At 71.9% G+C, this 19,181-nt stretch carries 17 protein-coding genes and 1 pseudogene; 8 read left to right on the top strand and 10 right to left on the bottom strand.

The window, feature by feature from the left end; translation table 11 throughout:
* Nucleotide 1: 1 nt before the first annotated feature.
* The 3 genes from ACFWFZ_RS25590 (at nucleotide 2) to pknB (ending at nucleotide 5,115) form a co-directional block, all read left to right on the top strand.
* A complete protein-coding gene (locus ACFWFZ_RS25590; RefSeq protein ID WP_387125301.1) occupies nucleotides 2-1,426 on the top strand; it encodes an FtsW/RodA/SpoVE family cell cycle protein in 1,425 nt (474 codons plus the stop codon).
* A complete protein-coding gene (locus ACFWFZ_RS25595) occupies nucleotides 1,423-2,889 on the top strand; it encodes a peptidoglycan D,D-transpeptidase FtsI family protein (protein WP_387125302.1) in 1,467 nt (488 codons plus the stop codon). Before ACFWFZ_RS25590 ends, ACFWFZ_RS25595 begins: the two co-directional genes overlap by 4 nt.
* A 195-nt stretch (nucleotides 2,890-3,084) precedes the next feature.
* Entirely contained in the window at nucleotides 3,085-5,115 is a 2,031-nt protein-coding gene (pknB, locus tag ACFWFZ_RS25600) for a Stk1 family PASTA domain-containing Ser/Thr kinase (RefSeq protein WP_387125303.1), read from the top strand.
* 203 nt (nucleotides 5,116-5,318) lie between these two features.
* Here pknB and ACFWFZ_RS25605 read toward each other — a convergent pair whose 3' ends face one another.
* The 6 genes and pseudogenes from ACFWFZ_RS25605 to ACFWFZ_RS25630 form a co-directional block, all read right to left on the bottom strand.
* A complete protein-coding gene (locus tag ACFWFZ_RS25605; RefSeq protein ID WP_387125304.1) occupies nucleotides 5,319-6,044 on the bottom strand; it encodes a class E sortase in 726 nt (241 codons plus the stop codon).
* Nucleotides 6,045-6,058: 14 nt separating this feature from the next.
* Nucleotides 6,059-6,715, bottom strand: a pseudogene (locus ACFWFZ_RS25610) (class E sortase); the annotation flags it as partial.
* A 161-nt stretch (nucleotides 6,716-6,876) separates the two neighbouring features.
* Nucleotides 6,877-7,515: an aminodeoxychorismate/anthranilate synthase component II gene (locus tag ACFWFZ_RS25615; RefSeq protein ID WP_030647584.1), complete on the bottom strand. Its 639-nt coding sequence runs from the start codon at nucleotides 7,513-7,515 to the stop codon at nucleotides 6,877-6,879.
* A complete protein-coding gene (locus ACFWFZ_RS25620) occupies nucleotides 7,512-7,688 on the bottom strand; it encodes a hypothetical protein (protein ID WP_030011120.1) in 177 nt (58 codons plus the stop codon). Before ACFWFZ_RS25620 ends, ACFWFZ_RS25615 begins: the two co-directional genes overlap by 4 nt.
* An 89-nt stretch (nucleotides 7,689-7,777) precedes the next feature.
* On the bottom strand, nucleotides 7,778-8,536 hold the full coding sequence (locus ACFWFZ_RS25625) for a class E sortase (protein ID WP_387125305.1): 759 nt from the start codon (nucleotides 8,534-8,536) through the stop codon (nucleotides 7,778-7,780).
* Complete coding sequence (locus ACFWFZ_RS25630) at nucleotides 8,508-9,281, bottom strand: DUF881 domain-containing protein (protein ID WP_387125306.1); 774 nt, start codon at nucleotides 9,279-9,281, stop codon at nucleotides 8,508-8,510. Before ACFWFZ_RS25630 ends, ACFWFZ_RS25625 begins: the two co-directional genes overlap by 29 nt.
* A 91-nt stretch (nucleotides 9,282-9,372) precedes the next feature.
* Between ACFWFZ_RS25630 and crgA the strand changes: the two genes are divergently transcribed.
* On the top strand, nucleotides 9,373-9,627 hold the full coding sequence (gene crgA, locus ACFWFZ_RS25635; RefSeq protein WP_387125307.1) for a cell division protein CrgA: 255 nt from the start codon (nucleotides 9,373-9,375) through the stop codon (nucleotides 9,625-9,627).
* Nucleotides 9,628-9,742: 115 nt separating this feature from the next.
* On the opposite strand, the gene ACFWFZ_RS25640 is transcribed toward crgA, so the two are convergent.
* The gene (locus ACFWFZ_RS25640; RefSeq protein ID WP_387125308.1) at nucleotides 9,743-10,618 is read right to left on the bottom strand and encodes a rhomboid family intramembrane serine protease; all 876 of its coding nucleotides are present in this window, start codon (nucleotides 10,616-10,618) and stop codon (nucleotides 9,743-9,745) included.
* A 165-nt stretch (nucleotides 10,619-10,783) separates the two neighbouring features.
* A complete protein-coding gene (locus ACFWFZ_RS25645) occupies nucleotides 10,784-11,311 on the bottom strand; it encodes a peptidylprolyl isomerase (protein WP_387125322.1) in 528 nt (175 codons plus the stop codon).
* A 147-nt stretch (nucleotides 11,312-11,458) separates the two neighbouring features.
* Here ACFWFZ_RS25645 and ACFWFZ_RS25650 point away from each other — a divergent pair, with 147 nt between their 5' ends.
* Nucleotides 11,459-12,184: a DUF5324 family protein gene (locus ACFWFZ_RS25650; protein WP_387125309.1), complete on the top strand. Its 726-nt coding sequence runs from the start codon at nucleotides 11,459-11,461 to the stop codon at nucleotides 12,182-12,184.
* Nucleotides 12,185-12,268: 84 nt separating this feature from the next.
* Here the strand turns inward: ACFWFZ_RS25650 and ACFWFZ_RS25655 are convergent, their stop codons facing one another.
* Nucleotides 12,269-12,793 carry a LysM peptidoglycan-binding domain-containing protein gene (locus ACFWFZ_RS25655; protein ID WP_387125310.1) on the bottom strand — a complete coding sequence of 175 codons (525 nt, stop codon included), beginning with the start codon at nucleotides 12,791-12,793 and terminating at the stop codon, nucleotides 12,269-12,271.
* 184 nt (nucleotides 12,794-12,977) lie between these two features.
* On the opposite strand from ACFWFZ_RS25655, the gene ACFWFZ_RS25660 reads away from it, so the two are divergent.
* Entirely contained in the window at nucleotides 12,978-13,838 is an 861-nt protein-coding gene (locus ACFWFZ_RS25660) for a hypothetical protein (protein ID WP_387125311.1), read from the top strand.
* Between the two features lie 111 nt (nucleotides 13,839-13,949).
* Nucleotides 13,950-14,111, top strand: coding sequence for a hypothetical protein (locus tag ACFWFZ_RS25665; RefSeq protein WP_387125312.1), 162 nt, complete (start codon nucleotides 13,950-13,952; stop codon nucleotides 14,109-14,111).
* 116 nt (nucleotides 14,112-14,227) lie between these two features.
* Here ACFWFZ_RS25665 and ACFWFZ_RS25670 read toward each other — a convergent pair whose 3' ends face one another.
* Nucleotides 14,228-17,479, bottom strand: coding sequence for a BTAD domain-containing putative transcriptional regulator (locus ACFWFZ_RS25670; protein WP_387125313.1), 3,252 nt, complete (start codon nucleotides 17,477-17,479; stop codon nucleotides 14,228-14,230).
* Between the two features lie 170 nt (nucleotides 17,480-17,649).
* Here ACFWFZ_RS25670 and ACFWFZ_RS25675 point away from each other — a divergent pair, with 170 nt between their 5' ends.
* Nucleotides 17,650-19,092, top strand: a complete 1,443-nt coding sequence (locus ACFWFZ_RS25675; protein ID WP_387125314.1) for an NB-ARC domain-containing protein — start codon at nucleotides 17,650-17,652, stop codon at nucleotides 19,090-19,092.
* Nucleotides 19,093-19,181 lie beyond the last annotated feature (89 nt).

Below are 19,181 nucleotides of genomic sequence, written 5' to 3' on the forward strand. Positions count from 1 at the left end.
CATGAGCGTTGTCACCAATACGACCACCATCGGCGCCATCGAGCTGCCGAGCCGGCGGAACACCGAGCTCGTGCTGCTCGCCTTCGCCGTGGTCATCCCGATCTTCGCCTACGCCAACGTGGGTCTGGCGATCCACGGCGAGCTGCCCCCCGGCATGCTCGCCTACGGGGCCGGCTTCGCCGTCCTCGCCGGCATAGCGCACTTCGTCGTACGCCGGTACGCGAAGTACGCCGACCCGCTGCTGCTGCCGCTCGCCACCCTGCTGAACGGCCTCGGCGTCGTCCTGATCTGGCGCCTGGACCAGTCCGCGCGGCTGCAGAACCTCGCCAAGCGCAGCTTCGGCGACTTCTCGCCCTCCGCGCCCCGCCAGATGATGTACACCGCGCTGGCGATCGCCCTGTTCGCCGCCGTGCTGCTGATCCTCAAGGACCACCGCGTCCTGCAGCGGTTCACGTACATCTCCATGGCCGGCGCGCTGGTGCTGCTGATCCTGCCCGTCGTCCCGGGCCTGGGCGCCGACGTCTTCGGCGCCAAGATCTGGATCAGCGTCGGCGGCTTCTCCATCCAGCCCGGTGAGTTCGCCAAGATCGTCATCGCGATCTTCTTCGCCGGCTATCTGATGGTGAAACGCGACGCGCTCGCGCTGGCCAGCCGCCGCTTCATGGGCCTCTACCTGCCGCGCGGCCGCGACCTCGGCCCGATCCTGATGATCTGGGCGATGAGCCTGCTGGTCCTGGTCTTCGAGAACGACCTCGGCACCTCGCTGCTCTTCTTCGGCATGTTCGTGATCATGCTGTACGTGGCCACCGAGCGCACCAGCTGGATCGTCATCGGTCTGCTGATGTCGGTCGGCGGCGCGGTCGTGGTGGCCTCCTTCGCCAGCCACGTCCAGGCCCGCGTCAACGCCTGGCTCGACCCCTTCGGCTGCTACACCACCTCGGGTGCCTGTGAGCAGGTCGGCCAGTCGATCATGAGCTTCGGCTCCGGCGGGGTCCTCGGCGCCGGATGGGGCCAGGGCAACTCCGACCTCATCGGCTTCGCCGCCAACTCCGACTTCATCTTCTCCACCGTCGGCGAAGAGCTCGGGCTCTCCGGTGTGATGGCCTTCCTGCTGATCTACGGGCTCATCATCGAGCGGGGCGTGCGCACCGCCCTCGCCGCCCGCGACCCCTTCGGCAAGCTGTTCGCCATCGGCCTCTCCGGCGCCTTCGCGCTCCAGATCTTCGTCGTCGCCGGCGGAGTCATGGGGCTCATCCCCCTCACCGGCATGACGATGCCCTTCCTCGCGTCCGGCGGTTCCTCCGTCCTCGCGAACTGGATCCTCATCGCCGTCCTCATCCGGATCAGCGACACCGCCCGCCGACCGGCACCGGCCCCGGCCCCGTCCCCCGACTCCGAGATGACCCAGGTGGTCCGCCCGTCATGAACAAGCCCCTGCGCCGCATCTCGCTGTTCTGCGGGCTGCTCGTCCTCGCGCTGCTGATCCGGACCAACTGGCTGCAGTACGTCCAGGCCGAGGAACTCAGCACGCGCAAGGAGAACCGACGGGTCCAGATCGCCCAGTACGCCACCGAGCGCGGCAACATCATCGTCCAGGGCGAGCCGATCACCGGTTCCACGGTCACCGACGGCAGCGACTACAAGTACAAGCGCACCTACAAGGACGGGGCGCTCTGGTCCCCGGTCACCGGCTACGCCTCGCAGGCCTTCGGCGCCACCCAGCTCGAATCCCTTGAGGACGGCATCCTCACCGGCAACGACGACCGGCTGTTCTTCGACCGCACCATCGGCATGTTCACCGGCGAGAAGAAGCAGGGCGGCAACGTCGTCACCACGCTCAACCGCGCTGCGCAGCAGGCCGCCTTCGAGAAGCTCGGCAGCAAGAAGGGCGCGGTCGCCGCGATCGACCCGCGCACCGGTGCCATCCTCGCGCTGGTCTCCACGCCCTCGTACGACCCGTCCAGCTTCGCCGGCAACTCCAAGGCGGACGAGAAGGCGTGGGTCGAGCTGAAGGACAGCGAGGACAAGAAGCTCGTCAACCGCGCCCTGCGCGAGACCTACCCGCCCGGCTCCACCTTCAAGGTGGTCACCGCCGCGGCCGCCCTGGAGCACGGCGTGGTCCAGGGGATCGACGACCCGACGGACACCCCCGAGCCGTACATCCTCCCGGGCACCAGGACCCAGCTGCCCAACTCCCACACCGGTTGCGAGAAGGCCAGCCTCAACGAGGCGCTGCGCATCTCCTGCAACTCCGTCTTCGCGAACCTCGGCGACAAGGTCACCCGCGACAAGATGGTGGAGACGGCCGAGAAGTTCGGCTTCAACAACGACAAGATCGACACCCCGGTCCGCGCCTTCGCCAGCGTCTACGACAAGAAGATGGGCCGGGACGGCAACGCCCAGAGCGCGATCGGGCAGTTCAACACCGCCGCCACCCCGCTGCAGATGGCCATGGTCACGGCGGCGATCGCCAACGACGGCAAGCTGATGAAGCCCTACATGGTGGACAACCTCACGGCCCCCAACCTGGACATCATCGAGAAGCACGAGCCGCAGGAGATGAGCCGGCCGCTGACCGCGGCCAACGCGCAGAAGCTCCGGCAGATGATGGTCAACGTCGTCGAGAAGGGCACCGGCGAGAAGGCCAAGATCAAGAACGTGACGGTCGGCGGCAAGACCGGTACCGCCCAGCACGGCGAGGGCAACAAGAAGCGTCCGTACGCCTGGTTCATCTCCTACGCCGAGAACCCGGACGGCACTTCGCCCGTCGCCGTCGCCGTCGTGATCGAGGACAGCGAGGGCACCGCCCGCGACGACATCAGCGGTGGCGGTCTCGCCGCTCCGGTCGCCAAGGCGGTCATGGAAGCGGTGCTGGGCAGCCAGGGGTGAACAGGGGGATCACAGGCCGGAATACGTGACCCAGGTCACTGAATCCGGCCGGGATCCGCGCGTACGGTACCGGTCCAGTATCAGCCTGTGGCCACGAACCGATCACGGACGATCGGCCGGTAGCCTTTGCGCGAACAGCACACCGCCGGACCACACACAGGTGCGGTCGGGACTGACGGAGAGGGCTGCAACGTTATGGAAGAGCCGCGTCGCCTCGGCGGCCGGTACGAGCTGAGCCACGTGCTCGGCCGCGGTGGCATGGCCGAGGTCTACCTCGCCCACGACACCCGGCTCGGCCGTACCGTAGCCGTCAAGACCCTGCGTGCCGACCTCGCCCGCGACCCGTCCTTCCAGGCCCGGTTCCGGCGCGAGGCCCAGTCGGCCGCGTCGCTGAACCACCCGGCGATCGTCGCCGTCTACGACACCGGCGAGGACTACGTCGACAACATCTCCATCCCGTACATCGTGATGGAGTACGTCGACGGTTCGACCCTGCGCGAACTGCTGCACTCGGGCCGCAAGCTGCTGCCGGAGCGCACGCTGGAGATGTGCATCGGCATCCTCCAGGCCCTGGAGTACTCGCACCGCGCCGGCATCGTGCACCGCGACATCAAGCCCGCCAACGTGATGCTGACCCGCACCGGCCAGGTCAAGGTCATGGACTTCGGCATCGCGCGCGCCATGGGCGACTCCGGCATGACCATGACGCAGACGGCCGCCGTGATCGGCACCGCCCAGTACCTCTCCCCGGAGCAGGCCAAGGGCGAGCAGGTCGACGCGCGTTCCGACCTGTACTCCGCGGGCTGCCTCCTCTACGAGCTCCTTTGCGTGCGGCCCCCGTTCGTCGGCGACTCCCCGGTGGCCGTGGCGTACCAGCACGTACGGGAGGAGCCGCAGCCCCCGTCGAACTTCGACCCCGAGATCACGCCCGAGATGGACGCCATCGTCCTCAAGGCGCTGGTCAAGGACCCCGACTACCGCTACCAGTCGGCGGACGAGATGCGCGCCGACATCGAGGCCTGCCTCGACGGCCAGCCCGTCGCCGCCACCGCCGCCATGGGCGCGGCCGGCTACGGCTACCCGGACCCGGGGCACGGCTACGGCCCGCAGGGCTACGACCAGCCCACCACCGCCCTGCGCGCCACCGACGCGGGCGCCCAGACGTCGATGATGCCGCCCATGCCCCCGGGCGACGGCGGCTACGGCTACGGCGACCCGGGCCACGGCGGCTACGACCAGGGCTCGAACCGCCGCCAGAGCCAGAAGAAGAGCAGGGCGTCCACCGTGCTGCTCGTGGCGGCCGGCCTCCTCGTCCTCGTCGGCGCGATCCTCATCGGCCGCTCCCTCTTCGGGGACACGGCCGACAACCGGCCCTCCGTGCCCAAGCTCGTCGGCCAGAACCTGGAACAGGCGACGAGGAGCGGCGAGAACGTGGGGCTCAAGGTGGTCAAGGGCGCCGATGCGCCCTGCGACGACCAGCCCAAGGGCAACGTCTGCAAGCAGGACCCGGTGGCCGGGACCAAGGTCGACGACGGGTCCACGGTCACGGTCACGGTCTCCTCCGGCGCCCCGAAGGTGTCGGTCCTCGACGTGCTCAACATGAAGTTCGAGGACGCGGAGAAGGCGCTGAAGGAGAAGGGCTTCCAGGTCGACCGCAAGGCCCAGGAGTCCGAGCGCACCCCGGGCACCGTCCTGGAGCAGAACCCGAAGCCCGGCTCCGAGGCGGAGAAGAACAGCGTCATCACGCTGACGGTGGCCAAGGAGCAGTCCAAGTCCGAGGTGCCCGAGCTCAAGGGCAAGACCAGGGACGAGGCGGAGAAGGCGCTCAAGGCCGTCAACCTGCGGCTGGGCAGTGTCACAGAGTCCGACCAGCCGGGAGCCGTTCCGGGCACGGTCATCACCCAGCAGTTCGCCGCGGGCCAGCAGCTGGAGCAGAACAAGACGGTGAACATCACCATCGCCAAGGCCGCGCAGGCCACGGTCGTCCCGAACTTCGCCGGGCGGACGGTGGGCCAGTACAAGGACGACCTCAAGCGCGCCAACCTGCGCGTCGGCATCGTCGCCGGCCCGTCGGACGACAACGCGGTCGTGGTGGGCACCGACCCGCAGCCCGGTACTCCGGGCACCTCGGGCCAGGCCGTCAACCTGTTCACGATCGCGGGACAGCAGGACGGCGGCAACAACGGCGGGATCTTCGGAGGCCTGACCGGCGGCGGCCGCCGCTAGCGCCGACGGCGGTACCAGCGCAGCGAAAAGGTCCGGCCCCTCTCAGGCGAGAGGGGCCGGACCTTTGGTACGACCGGCACCCGAGGCGGCGCCAGAGGGCCGTCTGCGGCCCCGTACGGGACGCCTGGGGCTCCTGTGGCCCTCGGGGCCACCGGGGCTCCCGCAGCGGCTCCCAGGACCCCTGGGGGCCGTCCGGGCCTGCCTCAGCGCAGCTCCGCCGGAGGGGTGCGCTTGGCGTCGACCTTTTCGGTGCGGACCAGCTCGCCCCACACGATGTACCGGTACTTCGAGGTGTAGACCGGCGTGCAGGTGGTGAGCGTGATGTACCGGCCCGGGGCGGTCCTGCCGGAGTCCTTGGGGACCGCGTTGATCACGTCGGTGTTGTACTTCGAGGTCTGGCGCAGCTCCGCGAAGACCTTGTAGACGTACCAGGTGTCCCGGGTCTCAAAGACGACCGCGTCGCCGTTCTTCACCTTGTCGATGTTGTGGAACTTCGCCCCGTGGCCGTCCCGGTGCGCGGCGAGCGAGAAGTTCCCCTTCTCGTCCCAGGGCAGCGCCGACTTCACCGGCTCGGTGTAGTAGCCGGCGACGCCGTCGTCGAGGATGTCCGGCGCCGTGCCCGCCTTGACGAGCACCTCGCCGTTCTTCATCGCCGGGACGTGCAGGAAGCCGACCCCGCCCCGGGTGTCCAGCGCTCCGGGTCCGGCCTGCCCGGGAGCCGGGTCCTGCCACTGCCGGCGGACCTCGTCGCCCCGCGCGGCGGCCTGCCGGTCCGCGAGTACGTTCGTCCACCACAGCGAGTAGGCCACGAACAGGCCCAGCACCAGGCCTGCCGTGATCAGGACCTCGCCGAGCAGGCTCAGGAACCCCGCGAGCACACTGCGGCTGCCGGCGGGCGGGGCCGCGGCGCGGCGGCTGGCACGAGACACTGCTTGATTCGTCCTTAGCTGGTCAGCGCGGGCGGCGGGCCCTGGCTGCGGGGGCGTTCATCGGTCATCCTGCCCCATACGATCAGCCGGTAGGTGCTGGTGAACTCCGGGGTGCAGGTGGTCAGCGTGATGTACCGGCCCGCGGAAGTGAACCCCGAGCCCTCCGGCACGGGCTTGATCACCCCGACGTTCGTCGGCGGCGTCTGCGCCAGCGACGAGGTCGTCTCGTACGTGTAGTACGCGTCCCGGGTCTCGACCACGACGGGATCCCCGGGCACCAGCCGGTTGATGTAGCGGAACGGCTCTCCGTGGGTGTTGCGGTGTCCGGCCACCGCGAAGTTGCCCTGCTTGTCGGCCGGCATCGCGGTCTTCAGCGCGCCCTCGCCGTAGTGCCCGACCATGCCCTTGTCCAGCACCTTCGGCTTGCTGATGCCCTCGGCGACGGGGACCTTCACGTCCAGCTTGGGGATGTGGAGGATGGCGAAGCCCTGGCCCGGCTCGAAGGCCGTCACGGGCGGCGCGGCGGCTCCGCCGTCCGGCTGCCGCTCCCAGGTCTGCCGCAGGGAGCCGGCGGCGCCGCTCGCGGTCCGCTCGGCCAGCAGGTTCGTGTACCAGAGCTGGTAGGCGACGAACAGCAGCATCACCAGGCCCACCGTGATGAAGAGCTCCCCGCCCAGCCGGCTCGCGATGACCGCCGGGCCGCCGGACGCCGGCCGCTTGCGCCGCCGCCCGCCCCGCCTCCGGGTGTTCCTGGCGGCCCGTTTCGCGGCCTCCTGAGCTGCCCTGCGTCGCGCGGCCCGGCCCTCCGTGGGCGCGGACGGCGCGACCGTCGTCACGCGACGGCCTTGCCCACCACCGGGGCCAGCCCCACCGAGCGTTCCACCGCGCCCGCGTCACCGCAGCGCACCAGCCAGTTCGCGAGCATCCGGTGGCCCCATTCGGTCAGCACCGACTCGGGGTGGAACTGCACGCCCTCGACGTCGTGCTCCCGGTGGCGCAGGCCCATGATGATCCCGTCCTCGGTCCGGGCCGTGACCTCCAGGACGTCCGGCAGCGTCCCGGGCTCGGCGGCGAGGGAGTGGTAGCGGGTCGCGGTGAACGGCGAGGGCAGTCCCTCGAACACGCCCAGGCCCTCGTGTTCGACCGGCGAGGTCTTGCCGTGCAGCAGCTCGGGCGCCCGCCCCACGACGCCTCCGTAGGCGACCGCCATCGACTGCATGCCGAGGCACACGCCGAAGACGGGGACACCGGTGTCGGCGCAGTGCCGGACCATGTCGACGCAGACGCCCGCCTCCTCCGGAGTGCCCGGCCCGGGGGAGAGCAGTACGCCGTCGAAACCGTCCTGCGCGTGGGCGAGGGCGACCTCGTCGTTGCGCAGCACCTCGCATTCGGCTCCGAGCTGGTAGAGGTACTGGACCAGGTTGAAGACGAAGCTGTCGTAGTTGTCTACCACCAGAATGCGTGCGCTCACGGAGTGGCTCCCGATCCCTCGTCCACCGTCACATCGTTGAACGGAAGGAGCGGCTCGGCCCACGGGAAGACGTACTGGAACAGCACGAAGACCACGGCGAGGACCAGTACGAGAGAGATCAGCGCGCGTACCCACGCGTTGCCCGGCAGATGCCGCCAGATCCAGCCGTACATGCCGCCTGATTCCTTTTCGTCCACATTCGTTCACCGCACCGCGGGGGCGGTACGCCAACAGACTAAAGCCAGCGGCCGGGCCGAGGGGGTCACCTGGACGAACCCCCCGGTCCACCCTGTCCGGCGGCGCGCGTCCCGGTCAGTTCCGCCCACACCACCAGCCGGTGGCTGTGTCCCCATTCCGGGTCGCAGGTGGTCAGCGTCAGGTACCGGCCCGGTGCGGTGAAGGGGGACTTCAGCGGTACCGGGTCGACCACCCCGACGTCGGTGGGCAGGGTGCGCAGGGGCCCGCCGCGGATCGTGTAGGTGTACCAGGTGCCCGCGCCCTTGAGGATCACCTCGTCCCCGGGTCGCAGCTCCGGGAAGTCCTTGAAGGGGTCTCCGTAGGTGCGGCGGTGGCCGGCCACGGAGAAGTTCCCGACGGCCCCGAGGCGGGCGGTGGAGGCGTAGTGGCCCAGGCCCTTCTTCAGCAGCTCGGCGTCCGTGCCCTCCAGGACGGGCCGGACCCAGTCCGGGCCGAAGCGCGGCACGTACATCTCGGCGAAGGCCCGGCCGGGGGCGTGGCGCGGCTCCTCCGGGGCGGCGGCCGGACCTGCCGGCGGAGCGGGCGGCGAAAGGGCCGGCGGGGCCGTCGGCGGGGCCTGCGCCGCCCAGCGGTCGCGCAGCCGGGCCATCTCGCCGTCCGCGGCCCGGTCCGCCTTGACCCCGGTCCACAGCAGGACGTAGGCGACGAAGAGCACGATCAGCGTGCCGGCCGTCAGGCACACCTCGCTGAACGTCCGTACCGCCAGGCGCAGTACGACGTCGCGACGGACCCGGTCACGGGGTGGTGGCCACCGGCTTCGCATAGTGGAGGTCCACTGTGCCGGAGTAGGCGGGAAGTGTCAGCGCCTTGTGCTCGTCCACTTTCCAGCCCAGGCCGTAGGCGTTCACGTAGAGCTGGTAGTTCTGCAGGGCGGGGGAGGCGGCGAGGGCCTTCTTCAGCGCCGCCGGGTCGCCGACGGCCGAGATCCTGTACGGCGGCGAGTAGACGCGGCCCTGGAGGATCAGGGTGTTGCCGACGCAGCGCACCGCGCTGGTGGAGATGAGCCGCTGGTCCATGACCTGGATGCCCTCGGCGCCGCCCTGCCACAGGGCGTTCACCACGGCCTGGAGGTCCTGCTGGTGGATCACGAGGTCGTTGGGCTGCGGCTCGGGCACGTTGGGGATGCGGGCGGTGGCGTTCGGCGGGGCGTCGTTGAGGGTGACGGTCAGGCCCTTGCCGGAGAGCTCCTCGGTACCGGAGGCGGCGCGCAGGGCGGCCAGCTTCGCGTCCTGCGCCGTGCTGCTGCCGTCGTCGCGGTCGGCGAGGGCGTCCACCCGCCCGCGGGCCACCGCGGTGCTCTCCTCCAGCTCGGCGTTGTCCTGGCTGCGTTCCTTGATCAGGTCCGACAGCTTGAGGAGAGAGGCGTCCGTGCGGATGTTCGTACCCTTGGAGGTGTTGAAACTGGTGACGAAGAGCAGCCCGGCCAGGGCGAAGACGGCGGCCGTCAGCAACCCGATCGGCCTGGCCCGGCGACGGGGACCCGCGGAGGAGTCGTCTGAATTGCTCAACGTACCCTTCTCCTTCAACGCCACAGGTCCACTACGCTAACGGACGCCCGGGGCAGGCAAGGTCCCCAGCGCATCGACAGGAGAGCCCCTCGTGCCGAAGTCACGTATCCGCAAGAAGGACGACTACACGCCGCCGCCCTCGCGGCAGCCGCAGAACATCCGGCTGACGAACCGCAGCTGGGTCGCCCCGGTCATGCTGGCGTTCTTCCTGATCGGTCTCGCGTGGATCGTCGTCTTCTACGTGACCGAGACCCAGCTGCCGATCGAGGCTCTGGGCAACTGGAACATCGTCGTCGGCTTCGGCTTCATCGCGGCGGGATTCGGCGTTTCCACACAGTGGAAGTAGCACCCCGCAGTCCCTGACGGAAGCTCTCCCCATGAGTTATCCACAGCGTCATCCACACCTGAGGAAAAGACAGAAGATCTGTGGATAACTCTGTGGAGAGTTGACGCCGGTGTGATCAGGTGAGTTCCGCCGTACGGAGCATGATCAGCCCCGCTGCCAGCAGGAACACCACCGCACAGGTGCCCCACTGGACGAGTGCGCGATGCTTCGCCGCGGTCGGCGTGAGCATGCCCAACCCGACCAGCGCACCGGTGATCAGACCGCCGACGTGGGCCTGCCAGGACACGCGCACGTAGCCGCCGAACGGTACGAAGGTCAGCACCAGCATCAGCACGACCATGATGATCAGCGGCCGCATCTCGTACCGCAGCCTCCGCGCCAGCACCACGGTCGCGCCGAGCAGTCCGAAGATCGCCCCGGACGCGCCCACGGTCGGAGTGTTCGGCGCGGTCAGGAGATAGACGAGAGCGCTCGCGCCCAGGCCCGAGAGCAGGTAGACGGCGAGGTACCGGGCCCGGCCGAGAGCCGCCTCCAGCGGACCGCCGATCACCCACAGCGCGATCATGTTGCTGATGATGTGCCACCACTCGACGTGCAGGAACACCGAGGTCAGCAGTCGGTGGTACTCGCCGGTGGAGACGCCGTGGACGGGGCCGCCGAGGTAGTCGACGTACTGGCCGAGCAGCTGGAGCTGCACCACCAGCGCCGGCGCCAGGAGGCCGAGGAAAAAGATCGCGACGTTGATCCCGATGAGGACCTTGGTGACCAGCTGGGGGTCCTCGGCGACCACCCCGCCCGCGATGGTGCGCGGCGCGTTGGCAGTGGGCCGGTGGCCGGTCCCGGAACCCTCGCGGACGCAGTCTGGGCACTGGAAGCCGACCGAGGCGCTGATCATGCACTCGGGGCAGATGGGGCGCTCGCAGCGTGTGCAGCGGATCCCCGTGTCGCGGTCCGGGTGGCGGTAGCAGCCGGGCAGACGGTCGGTGTCCATCGGTCCCCTCGGTCGGCGGCGGCAGGGGGAGCGCCCCGCCGGTGCGGTACGTATCCAGTACGGACGGGCGGGGCGGAAAGGTTCCCGGGGGTGCCGGGACGGCCCGGGGGCGGCCCCGGGCAGTGCGGGGCGTCGGCTCGGGCGGAGCAGGGGCGCGGTGGTCCGTCAGCGCTTCTCGACGACGACGGACTTGATGACCACGTCCTCCAGCGGCCGCTCGGTGCGCGAGTTGGTGGCGCTGGCGGCGATGGCGTCCACGACCTTCTGGCTCGCGGGGTCGGTGACCTCGCCGAAGATGGTGTGCTTGCGCGTCAGCCAGGCGGTGGGGGCGACGGTGATGAAGAACTGCGAGCCGTTGGTGCCCGGGCCGGCGTTGGCCATGGCGAGCAGGTACGGCTTGGTGAAGGCCAGGTCGGGGTGGAACTCGTCCGCGAACGCGTAGCCGGGACCGCCGGTGCCGTTGCCGAGCGGGTCGCCGCCCTGGATCATGAAGCCGCTGATGACGCGGTGGAAGACGGTGCCGTCGTAGAGCGGGTCCGTGGTCTTCTGGCCGTCCGTGGGACGGGTCCACTCGCGGGCGCCCGTGGCGAGCTCGACGAAGTTCCGGACGGTCTTCGGAGCGAAGTTCTCCAGCAGCTCGATCTCGATGTCGCCGTGGGTGGTCTTCAGGGTGGCGTAGAGCTTCTCGGCCACGGATCTGCCTTCCATAGTCATCACTGTCGGTCCAGATGGTCGCACGGAGCGCTCCGCAGCACTGAAATCCTCCACTCGTATGCCCTGTCACGCATGCCTGTCGTCGCTATGGCAGGCATGATCCGACAAAGGGTGGAAAGGTGAACTGTGTCCGCCACCGAGGAGGAGGATCCCGTGACCGGCAAGGACAGCGCGCGCCTGGCAGCCGAGAGCGCCAGGGAGAGCGTGCGGTACGCGGCTGAAATGGTGGCGCCGTACGCGGAATCCGCCAGGGACGCTGCGGTGCACTACGCACACGAGGCCAACGAACGGCTGTCGCCGATGGTGTCCCAGGCTGCCACCGGCGCCGCGCGCCAAGCCCGGATGACCTACGACTGCCATCTGCAGCCACGCCTGAAGGCGGCGCGGGCGCATGTGCCGCCACCCGTCGACCGGGCTGCGGTGAAGGCGGTCCATCAGACCCGTCAGGCGGCCCGCCAAGCGGCCGACTACACACAGCCGAAGATCGAGAGCGCCCTCGCGGCCGCCACCCCCGTGGCCGAGGAGGCCGCGGCGCGGTCGTCCGCGGCGCTGGCGGCGCTGCGCGGCCAGGTGACCGCGAAGGAGGTGCAGAAGCTCGTGCGCAGGCACGAGCGGGCACAGCGCCGCGGCCGGGTCCTGCGCGGGGCCGCCCTGGTGGGCCTGCTCGCGGCCGGAGCCTATCTGGCGTGGCGGTGGTGGGACCAGCAGTCGAACCCGGACTGGCTGGTCGAGCCGCCGGCGGCGACCGAGCTGTCGGACCGCGACGCCGCGCCGGCGAGCTTCGACGACGAGCTGGCGGAAAAGGAGCGCGAGGCCGGTTCTTCGGGACCGGAGCCGGACTCCGGCCACTAGTGCCGCGTCAGGCACTAGCCTCCGGATCACGCGGGAGGGCCCGGACCCCCAGGGGTCCGGGCCCTCCCGCGTCTGCGTGCGGGGTCAGGACGGGAGGGTCAGGACCGCGCCCGGCGGCACGAGGTCGGGGTTGGCGCCGATGACGCCCCGGTTCATGGCGTAGAGCTCGCGCCAGCGTGCCTCGTTGCCCAGCTCGCGGCCGGCGATCGCGGCGAGCGTGTCGCCCTGCCGGACGGTGTAGGTGCGCTGCTTCGCGGCGGGCTGCGGCCTGCCCACGGGCGCCGCCGGCACCGCCTTGTGCGCCGCCGAGTGGGGCGTCGGCGTGTGCGCCGCCCCCGGCCGGGTGGCCTGCGGCGCGGGCTTCGGCATCGCGGCGGGCCTGGGCGGCGCGGGCACGGCCTTGTGCGCCGCGGAACCGGGCGTCGGGGTCGCGGGAGCCGGACCGGTCCTGGGCGGCGCGGCGGCCGCCATCCGCTCGGCGGCGGCCCTGGTCGCCGAGGCGGCGTCGGCCGCCGCGCTCCTGGAGGGGCCGGCCCCCTTGTCCTCCCGCTGCTGCACCTGTTCCCGCGTCTTCTTCTTGTCGGGCTTGAGGAAGTCGAAGATTCCCATGTCTGTACGCCTCCGGCGTGAGGGTCCCCCCTGGTGTCGATGCCCTTCCCCCACTGTCCGCCACCGGGCGGCGTGCGGCCCAGCGACGGGACCGTCCGGGGGACGCGCGGACTGCGGGAACGCGCCGGGAAGCGACCGGGAAGACGTGGCCCGAGCATCGTGGGACACGATGGAGGAGAAGACTGTGATCATCAGACAGGCCGCCGAGCGCGTGGTTCTGGTCAGGCCCGGGGCGGGGCTCCTGCACGCCGCGGCCGTGGCGGGCCTGGACGTCTGGGTGGTGTCGGACCCGGCGGCATGGCCCCCGGACGCCCCTTCCCCCTCCGAACTGCCGCCGCAGCGGATCCTGCGGGCGGACTTCGCCGACGCCGCCGCGCTGCGGGGCCTGCTGACCGACACGGTCCTGCGGCACGGGATCGGCCACGTCCTGTATCTCGCCAGCGATCTCGCGAGGGGCCTCGGCAGCGGTGTGTCGGCCGCCGCCGAGGAGGTGCTGCGGGACCTCGCCGCGCCCCGCCCGGGCTCTGCGGGCGGGCTGCCGGACGCGGTCGCGGTCCGGCGCGTCCTGAACCAGAGCCGGACCTCGGCCGTACGCGCCGAGGAGGCGCTGACCGTGGCCGAGGCCCGCGCGCTCGCCGAGGACTTCCCACTGCCCGTGGTCATCAAGTCCGCCGACGCGTCCGGCTGTTGGTGGACCGTACCGGTGCACGACCGGCCCGGACTCGACCGGTGGGCCGAGCAGGCCCGCACCGCGCGCCACAGCGCCCCCTACCTCGTCGAGGAGCTCCTGACGGGTTCGAAGTTCCGCGTGGAGACCCTCACCGTCGACGGCATGCACCTGGTCGCGGGGATCACTCCCGAGGACAACGCGTCACCGCTGCCCGAGGCGGAGCGGGCCGGGATCCGCGCGACGGTACGGGCCCTGCTGGACCTGGTCGGCTACGAGTGCGGCACCACGCGGACGGACGTGCTGGTCGGCGCGCGGGGATCGCGTATCGCCGCGGCCGTGGAGCCGGGCCGGGAAGGGCGCCGCCGCGACCGGTAGCGAGAGGGGAACGGACCGGTAAGGGACTGGGCCAGTCTGTGTCCTGTCGAAAGCGGCACCCCGCCACACGGGAGCCGCACACCGGGTACCACACACCAGGGGGTTCAGCACATGCGCAGCAAGCTGGTCGGACTGATCGGGATCTTCGCGGTGGCCCTGGTGACCGGAGCCGGTGTGACGGCGCAGGCGACGGACGCCGGTCAGCCCTCCGGCTACGAGGTGCGCGCGGACGACAAGGGCCCGGGCGCCCCCTCCCCGCGGCCCGTCCCCTGACCCGGCCGACCCGCTGACCCGGCCCGTCCCCTGACCCGGCCGGTCGCCGCGCAGGACGTGGCAGTGCCCCGTACCGGATCCGCGGTACGGGGCACTCGCCCGTGCGGGGCCGGTGGTCAGTAGGCCCGGCGGTGCGACGGCAGCCCCATGGCCTCGAACAACGCCTCCGCCGCGGTGCGGTGTCCGGCCGCCGCCGAGGGGTCCCCGAGCGCCTCGGCCGCGTGGGCGAGGCCCACCAGGGCCGCCGCCTCCTCCGCCCGGAAGCTCATCGGCGACGCGATCTTGTGGGCATGGGCGTGCAGGTCCAGCGCCTCCCTCTGTTCCCCCCACGTCGCGTGGAGGCGTCCCAGGACGTTCTCCACCTTCGCGAGCCGGATCGGGGCGCCGCTCGTACGGCCGAGGACCAGGGCCCGCTCGGCGAACGCCCGCGCCGCCGCGCCGTCCTCGCGCTCCTGGGCGACCCGGGCGGACAGCGCGAGCACCAGGGCGACATCCCCCGGCGACCTCGTCTCGTCGCACAGGTCCCGGGCCCGCTTCAGCGTGGCGTCCGCCTCCGGGTACTCCTCCAGGCCGACCTGCGCGAAGGCCAGGTCGGTCAGGGCCGCGATCACGTTGCTGCGGTAGCCGAGTTCGCGGCCGATCCCGATCGCCCGGCGGGCGGCTGCGGCCGCTTCCGGATACCGGCCCCACCGCTCGTACAGCGTGCTGAGCGTGCTCAGGGTCTCGGCCTCCGCCCGGGCGTTGCCCAGGTCCCGGGCCATCGCGACCGACCGCTCCAGCAGCGGCAGGGCCTCCGCGTACCGCCCGAGCATCGACATCAGCAGCCCGGTGGTCGAGTCGCCGTGCGCCTCGGTGTGCCGGTCCCCGGCGCGCACCGCGGTGTCGCGCGCCTGCGTGGCCACGTCCAGGCCCTCCTCGAAGCGGCCCAGCTTCCAGCAGGCGGCCCCCAGGTTGGCCAGGCTGATGCCCAGCAGGGCCGGATCGTCGAGCCGGCGGGCCGCGGCGACGGCCAGGTGCCCGACGCTCCAGAACTCGTCGAGCTGCCCCTGAGCGTGCAGGTGGAAGCCGACATTGCGGCACAGGCACGCCGCGTACCGGTCGTGGCCGGACCGCTCGGCGAGGGACACCGCCGCGAGCAGCCCGGCCTGTTCCCGGTCGAACCAGCCCACGGCCTCGTCGGCGTTCCTGAAGGACGGCCGCTCGCCCCGGTAGGGCGGGATCCCGGTGGGCCGCTGCTCACGGCCCGGGAAGAGCACCTCGCAGGCCGCGTCCGAGGTCGTCATGTAGTAGCCGAGGAGCCGCTCGACCGCCGCCGCGTCGTCCTGCGCCGTCGCCGGACCCCGCAGGCTCTGCGCGAAGGTGCGCACCAGGTCGTGGAAGGTGTAGAGCCCGATGTCCGGCTGCTGCACGAGATGGACGTCCAGCAGGAACTCCAGGGCGTCCTCGGCGTCCCGGACGGCCGTGCCCAGGAGCGCGGCCGCCGAGTACACGTCGGTACCGGCGCACGGGTACAGGCTGAGGATGCGGAACGCGGTGCGGTACTCCTCGTCCATCGCCAGGTACGACAGCCGCAGGGTCGCCGCGACGCTGCGCTCCCCCGAACTCAGCTCGTCCATCCTGCGCGTCTCGTCGCGCAGCCGCTCCACGAGGTAACGCACCGTCCAGCGCGGCCTGTTGCGCAGTCGGGCCGTCGCGATCCGCAGGGCCAGCGGCAAATGGCCGCACAGCTCGGCCAGTTCGGCGGAGGCCTCCGGTTCGGCGGTCACCCTCGCCGCGCCGAGCGTCTCGGTCATCAGGCTGGTGCTGTCCCGGGGCTCCATCGTCCCGATGGACACCCACTCGACACCGTCGAGGTCGAGGAGCCGCCCGCGGCTCGTGATCAGGACGAGGCAGCCCGGCGAGGCCGGCAGCAGCGGCCGGATCTGCGGGGCGGCGACCGCGTTGTCGAGCAGCAGCAGCACCCGCCGGCCGTCCAGCTTTGCCCGCCACAGGGCGGTGCGCCCCTGAAGGTCCTCCGGGATGCGGTCGCCGGGTGTGCCGAGGGTGCGCAGCAGGCCGTCGAGCGCGGCGGCGGGCGAGACGGGGCTGGCGCCCGGGGTGAAGCCCCGCAGGTCGATGTGGAGCTGCCCGTCGGGGTAGTGGGCGGCCAGTTGGTGGGCGGCGCGCACGGCGAGGGTGGTCTTCCCCATGCCGCCCATGCCGTCGATGGCCACGATCCGGGAGTACCTCTCGCCGCCCCGGCAGGCGCCCCGTGCGTAGTCGAGGAGACGGCTGAGTTCGCGGGCTCGGCCGGTGAAGTCGGGCAGGTCGTACGGGAGGGTGCAGGGGGCCTCGTCCGGCGCGGCCCCGGCCGGCGAAAGCGCCAACGACTGCGGCTCCGACGGCGGCTGAGGCTGCGAGGGCGGCTGCTCGGAGACCGGTTCCGCGGGGGCCGGCGCCTCGGGCAACGGGCCTGCCGGGACCACCGGTTCGGCTGTGTCCGCTGCGGGCTCCGCCGGTACGGGCCCCGGCGCCCCGGGGACCGACCGCCCCGGGGCCGCCTGTTCCGGGGCCGGCCGCTGCGGTGCGGCCAGCTCCGGGCCGTCCCGCAGGATCGCCTCGTACAGCCGGGCCAGCCGGGGCCCGGGGTCGATCCCGAGCTCGTCGACGAGCAGCCCGCGGACCTCCCCGTACTCCTTGAGCGCCTCCGCCTGGCGCCCCGAGCGGTACAGGGCCAGCATCAGCTGCCCCCGCAGCGTCTCGCGCAGGGGGTGCTGCGTGATCAGTGCGCGCAGGTCGGAGACCAGCTCCCCGCTCCCGCCGAGCGCGAGGGACAGGTCGAAGAGCTGCTCCGCCGCGGCCAGCCGGCGCTCCTCCAGCGCCGTCGCGGCGGCCTCGATCACCGGCCCGCCCATGCCGGACAGGACCGCGCCCCGCCACAGCGCGAGCGCGGACCTCAGGTGCTCGGCGGCCGCCGGGCGGTCGCCCTCCCGCAGGGCCTGCGCCGCCGCCCTGGACAGCGCGTCGAACTCCAGCAGGTCGAGCTGCCGGTCCGTCACCACGACCCGGTAGCCGGGCCCGTCGGTGGCGATCACCGCCGTCCCGCCGGGGATACGCCGGCGCAGGTCGGCGACGGCCTTGCGGACCTGGTGCGCGGCGGTCGCCGGGGGGTCCTTCTCCCAGGTCGCCTCCACCAGCCGGGCCACGGGCACCACCCGGCCCGATTCGAGGAGCAGCATGCACAGGACGCGTTCCTGGATCGATCCCCCCAGCCGCAGCCGTGCCCCGCCCGCCCAGCCTTCGAGTGAGCCGAGCACGTTGAAGCGCGGAAGGTCCCCCTCAAGACCCTCCGTGCTTCTCTCCCAGGTCTCCGTATCCGCCCCCGCCATCGGACATCCCCCCGTAAGCACAGGCCCTGACCAGGGCCATGTCAACGGGATCATAGGGGGTCCCTCCAGCACGCGGTAAGCATCCGGTAGCGGATCGGGAAGCCCCGCGCGGACAGTTCACGGCAGGCCTGACAAGGCGGCGGACCGTTCGAGTGCCGAAGGAGACGAGTGTGGGAAGACTGGAGCGGCCACTGGCCCCCGACGCCGGACCCGTCACCGCGTTCGCCCGGGAACTGCGCATGCTGCGGACAGCGGCGGGCAGCCCCGGCTACCGCGAGATGGCCACCCGCGCCATGTTCTCCGCGTCGGTCCTCTCCGAGGCGGCGGCCGGATACCGCCTCCCGACCCTCCAGGTGGCCCTCGCCTTCGCCGAAGCGTGCGGCGGCGACCGCGCCGGCTGGGAGCGGCGCTGGCACGAGGCGGCGCGCGCCCAGGGCGACGACGGCGCCCCCCGCCCCGCGGCCAAGGCCGTACAGGCGCACCATGAGAACGAACTGCGCGCCGCCGACGTGCGCGCCGTGCTCCCCCCGCCGGCGCAGCTCCCGATGGAGCCGCACACCCTGGTGGGGCGGGCCGCTCTGCTCCGGCAGGCCCGGTCCCTGACCGACCGGTGCCACAGCGGGGAGCGGCCGGTGGCGCCGCTGGTGATCAGCGGTCAGATCGGTGCGGGCAAGTCGGCCTTCGCGCTGCGCCTGGCCCACGAACTGGCGGCGAACCTGCCCGACGGACAGCTCTACGCGAACCTGGACCCGGCCGCCGGCGGGCACGACGACGCCGCCGGGATCGCGGGCGGCTTCCTGGAGGCGCTGGGCATCCCCGCCGACCGCGTCCCCGCCGACCCCGGGCAGCGCATCGGGCTGTACCGGTCCCTCCTCAACCGCCGCCGGCTGCTCGTGGTGCTCGACAACGTGCGGCACGAGCGCCAGGTACGGGAGCTGCTGACGGCCGCGCCCGAGAGCCGCATCCTCATCACCAGCCGCTCCCGGCTGCTCGGCCTGGACGGGGTGCGCCGGATACGCGTGCCCGCCCTGGAGCGGAACGAGTCCATGGAACTGCTCGCCCGGCTGCTGGGCGGCGACCGGGTCGGTGTCGAACCGCGCGCCTGCCTGCTCCTCGCCGACGCCTGCGGCGACCTGCCGCTGGCGCTGAACCTGGCGGGCCGGCGCATCGCGGCCCGACCGGAGTGGATGCTCCAGCACGCGGTGTCGGACCTGATCGGCGACCGGCGGCGGGACCCCGCCCGCTTCCTGGGCCGGCTCCGGGTGGGCGACGACGCCCTGGGCGCCCGCCTCGACGACGCCTACCGGCAACTGACCCCGTGGGCGCGCCTGATGCTGCGCCAGTTCGCCGGCTCCGAGAACCCGCCCTCGGTGGACGATGTCGTGTACGGGTCCACCGAAGCGCTCGCCGCCCTGGTCGAGCGCTCCGCCCAACCGGTGGAGGACCTCCTCGAACGCCTCCTGGACGCCGGCCTCCTCGACCACGGCGACCTGCCCGGGCAGTACGGACTGACGCCGATGGCCCGGGCGTTCACCCTGACCCAGCCGGACCCGACGCAGGAGCCCCCGCCCGCCACGCCCCACCCCGGCGCCCCCGTACCCGCCCGCGCCTAGGGTCTGTATCGAGTTGCCCCGTGGAGCAAGGAGCGGCGTTCGGTGCGTGCCCTCGGCGTGCGGGACGAATGTCCTCGTAGCGGAGCTAC

This window comes from Streptomyces sp. NPDC060232 (assembly GCF_042726555.1).
Lineage (GTDB): Bacteria > Actinomycetota > Actinomycetes > Streptomycetales > Streptomycetaceae > Streptomyces.

Excerpts from the sequence above, each read along its gene's own strand:
- ACFWFZ_RS25590 (WP_387125301.1), top strand. The coding sequence starts at position 2 with ATGAGCGTTGTCACCAATACGACCACCATCGGCGCCATCGAGCTGCCG.
- ACFWFZ_RS25595 (WP_387125302.1), top strand. The coding sequence starts at position 1,423 with ATGAACAAGCCCCTGCGCCGCATCTCGCTGTTCTGCGGGCTGCTCGTC.
- pknB (WP_387125303.1), top strand. The coding sequence starts at position 3,085 with ATGGAAGAGCCGCGTCGCCTCGGCGGCCGGTACGAGCTGAGCCACGTG.
- ACFWFZ_RS25620 (WP_030011120.1), bottom strand. The coding sequence starts at position 7,688 with ATGTACGGCTGGATCTGGCGGCATCTGCCGGGCAACGCGTGGGTACGC.
- ACFWFZ_RS25625 (WP_387125305.1), bottom strand. The coding sequence starts at position 8,536 with ATGCGAAGCCGGTGGCCACCACCCCGTGACCGGGTCCGTCGCGACGTC.
- ACFWFZ_RS25640 (WP_387125308.1), bottom strand. The coding sequence starts at position 10,618 with ATGGACACCGACCGTCTGCCCGGCTGCTACCGCCACCCGGACCGCGAC.
- ACFWFZ_RS25655 (WP_387125310.1), bottom strand. The coding sequence starts at position 12,793 with ATGGGAATCTTCGACTTCCTCAAGCCCGACAAGAAGAAGACGCGGGAA.
- ACFWFZ_RS25665 (WP_387125312.1), top strand. The coding sequence starts at position 13,950 with ATGCGCAGCAAGCTGGTCGGACTGATCGGGATCTTCGCGGTGGCCCTG.
- ACFWFZ_RS25670 (WP_387125313.1), bottom strand. The coding sequence starts at position 17,479 with ATGGCGGGGGCGGATACGGAGACCTGGGAGAGAAGCACGGAGGGTCTT.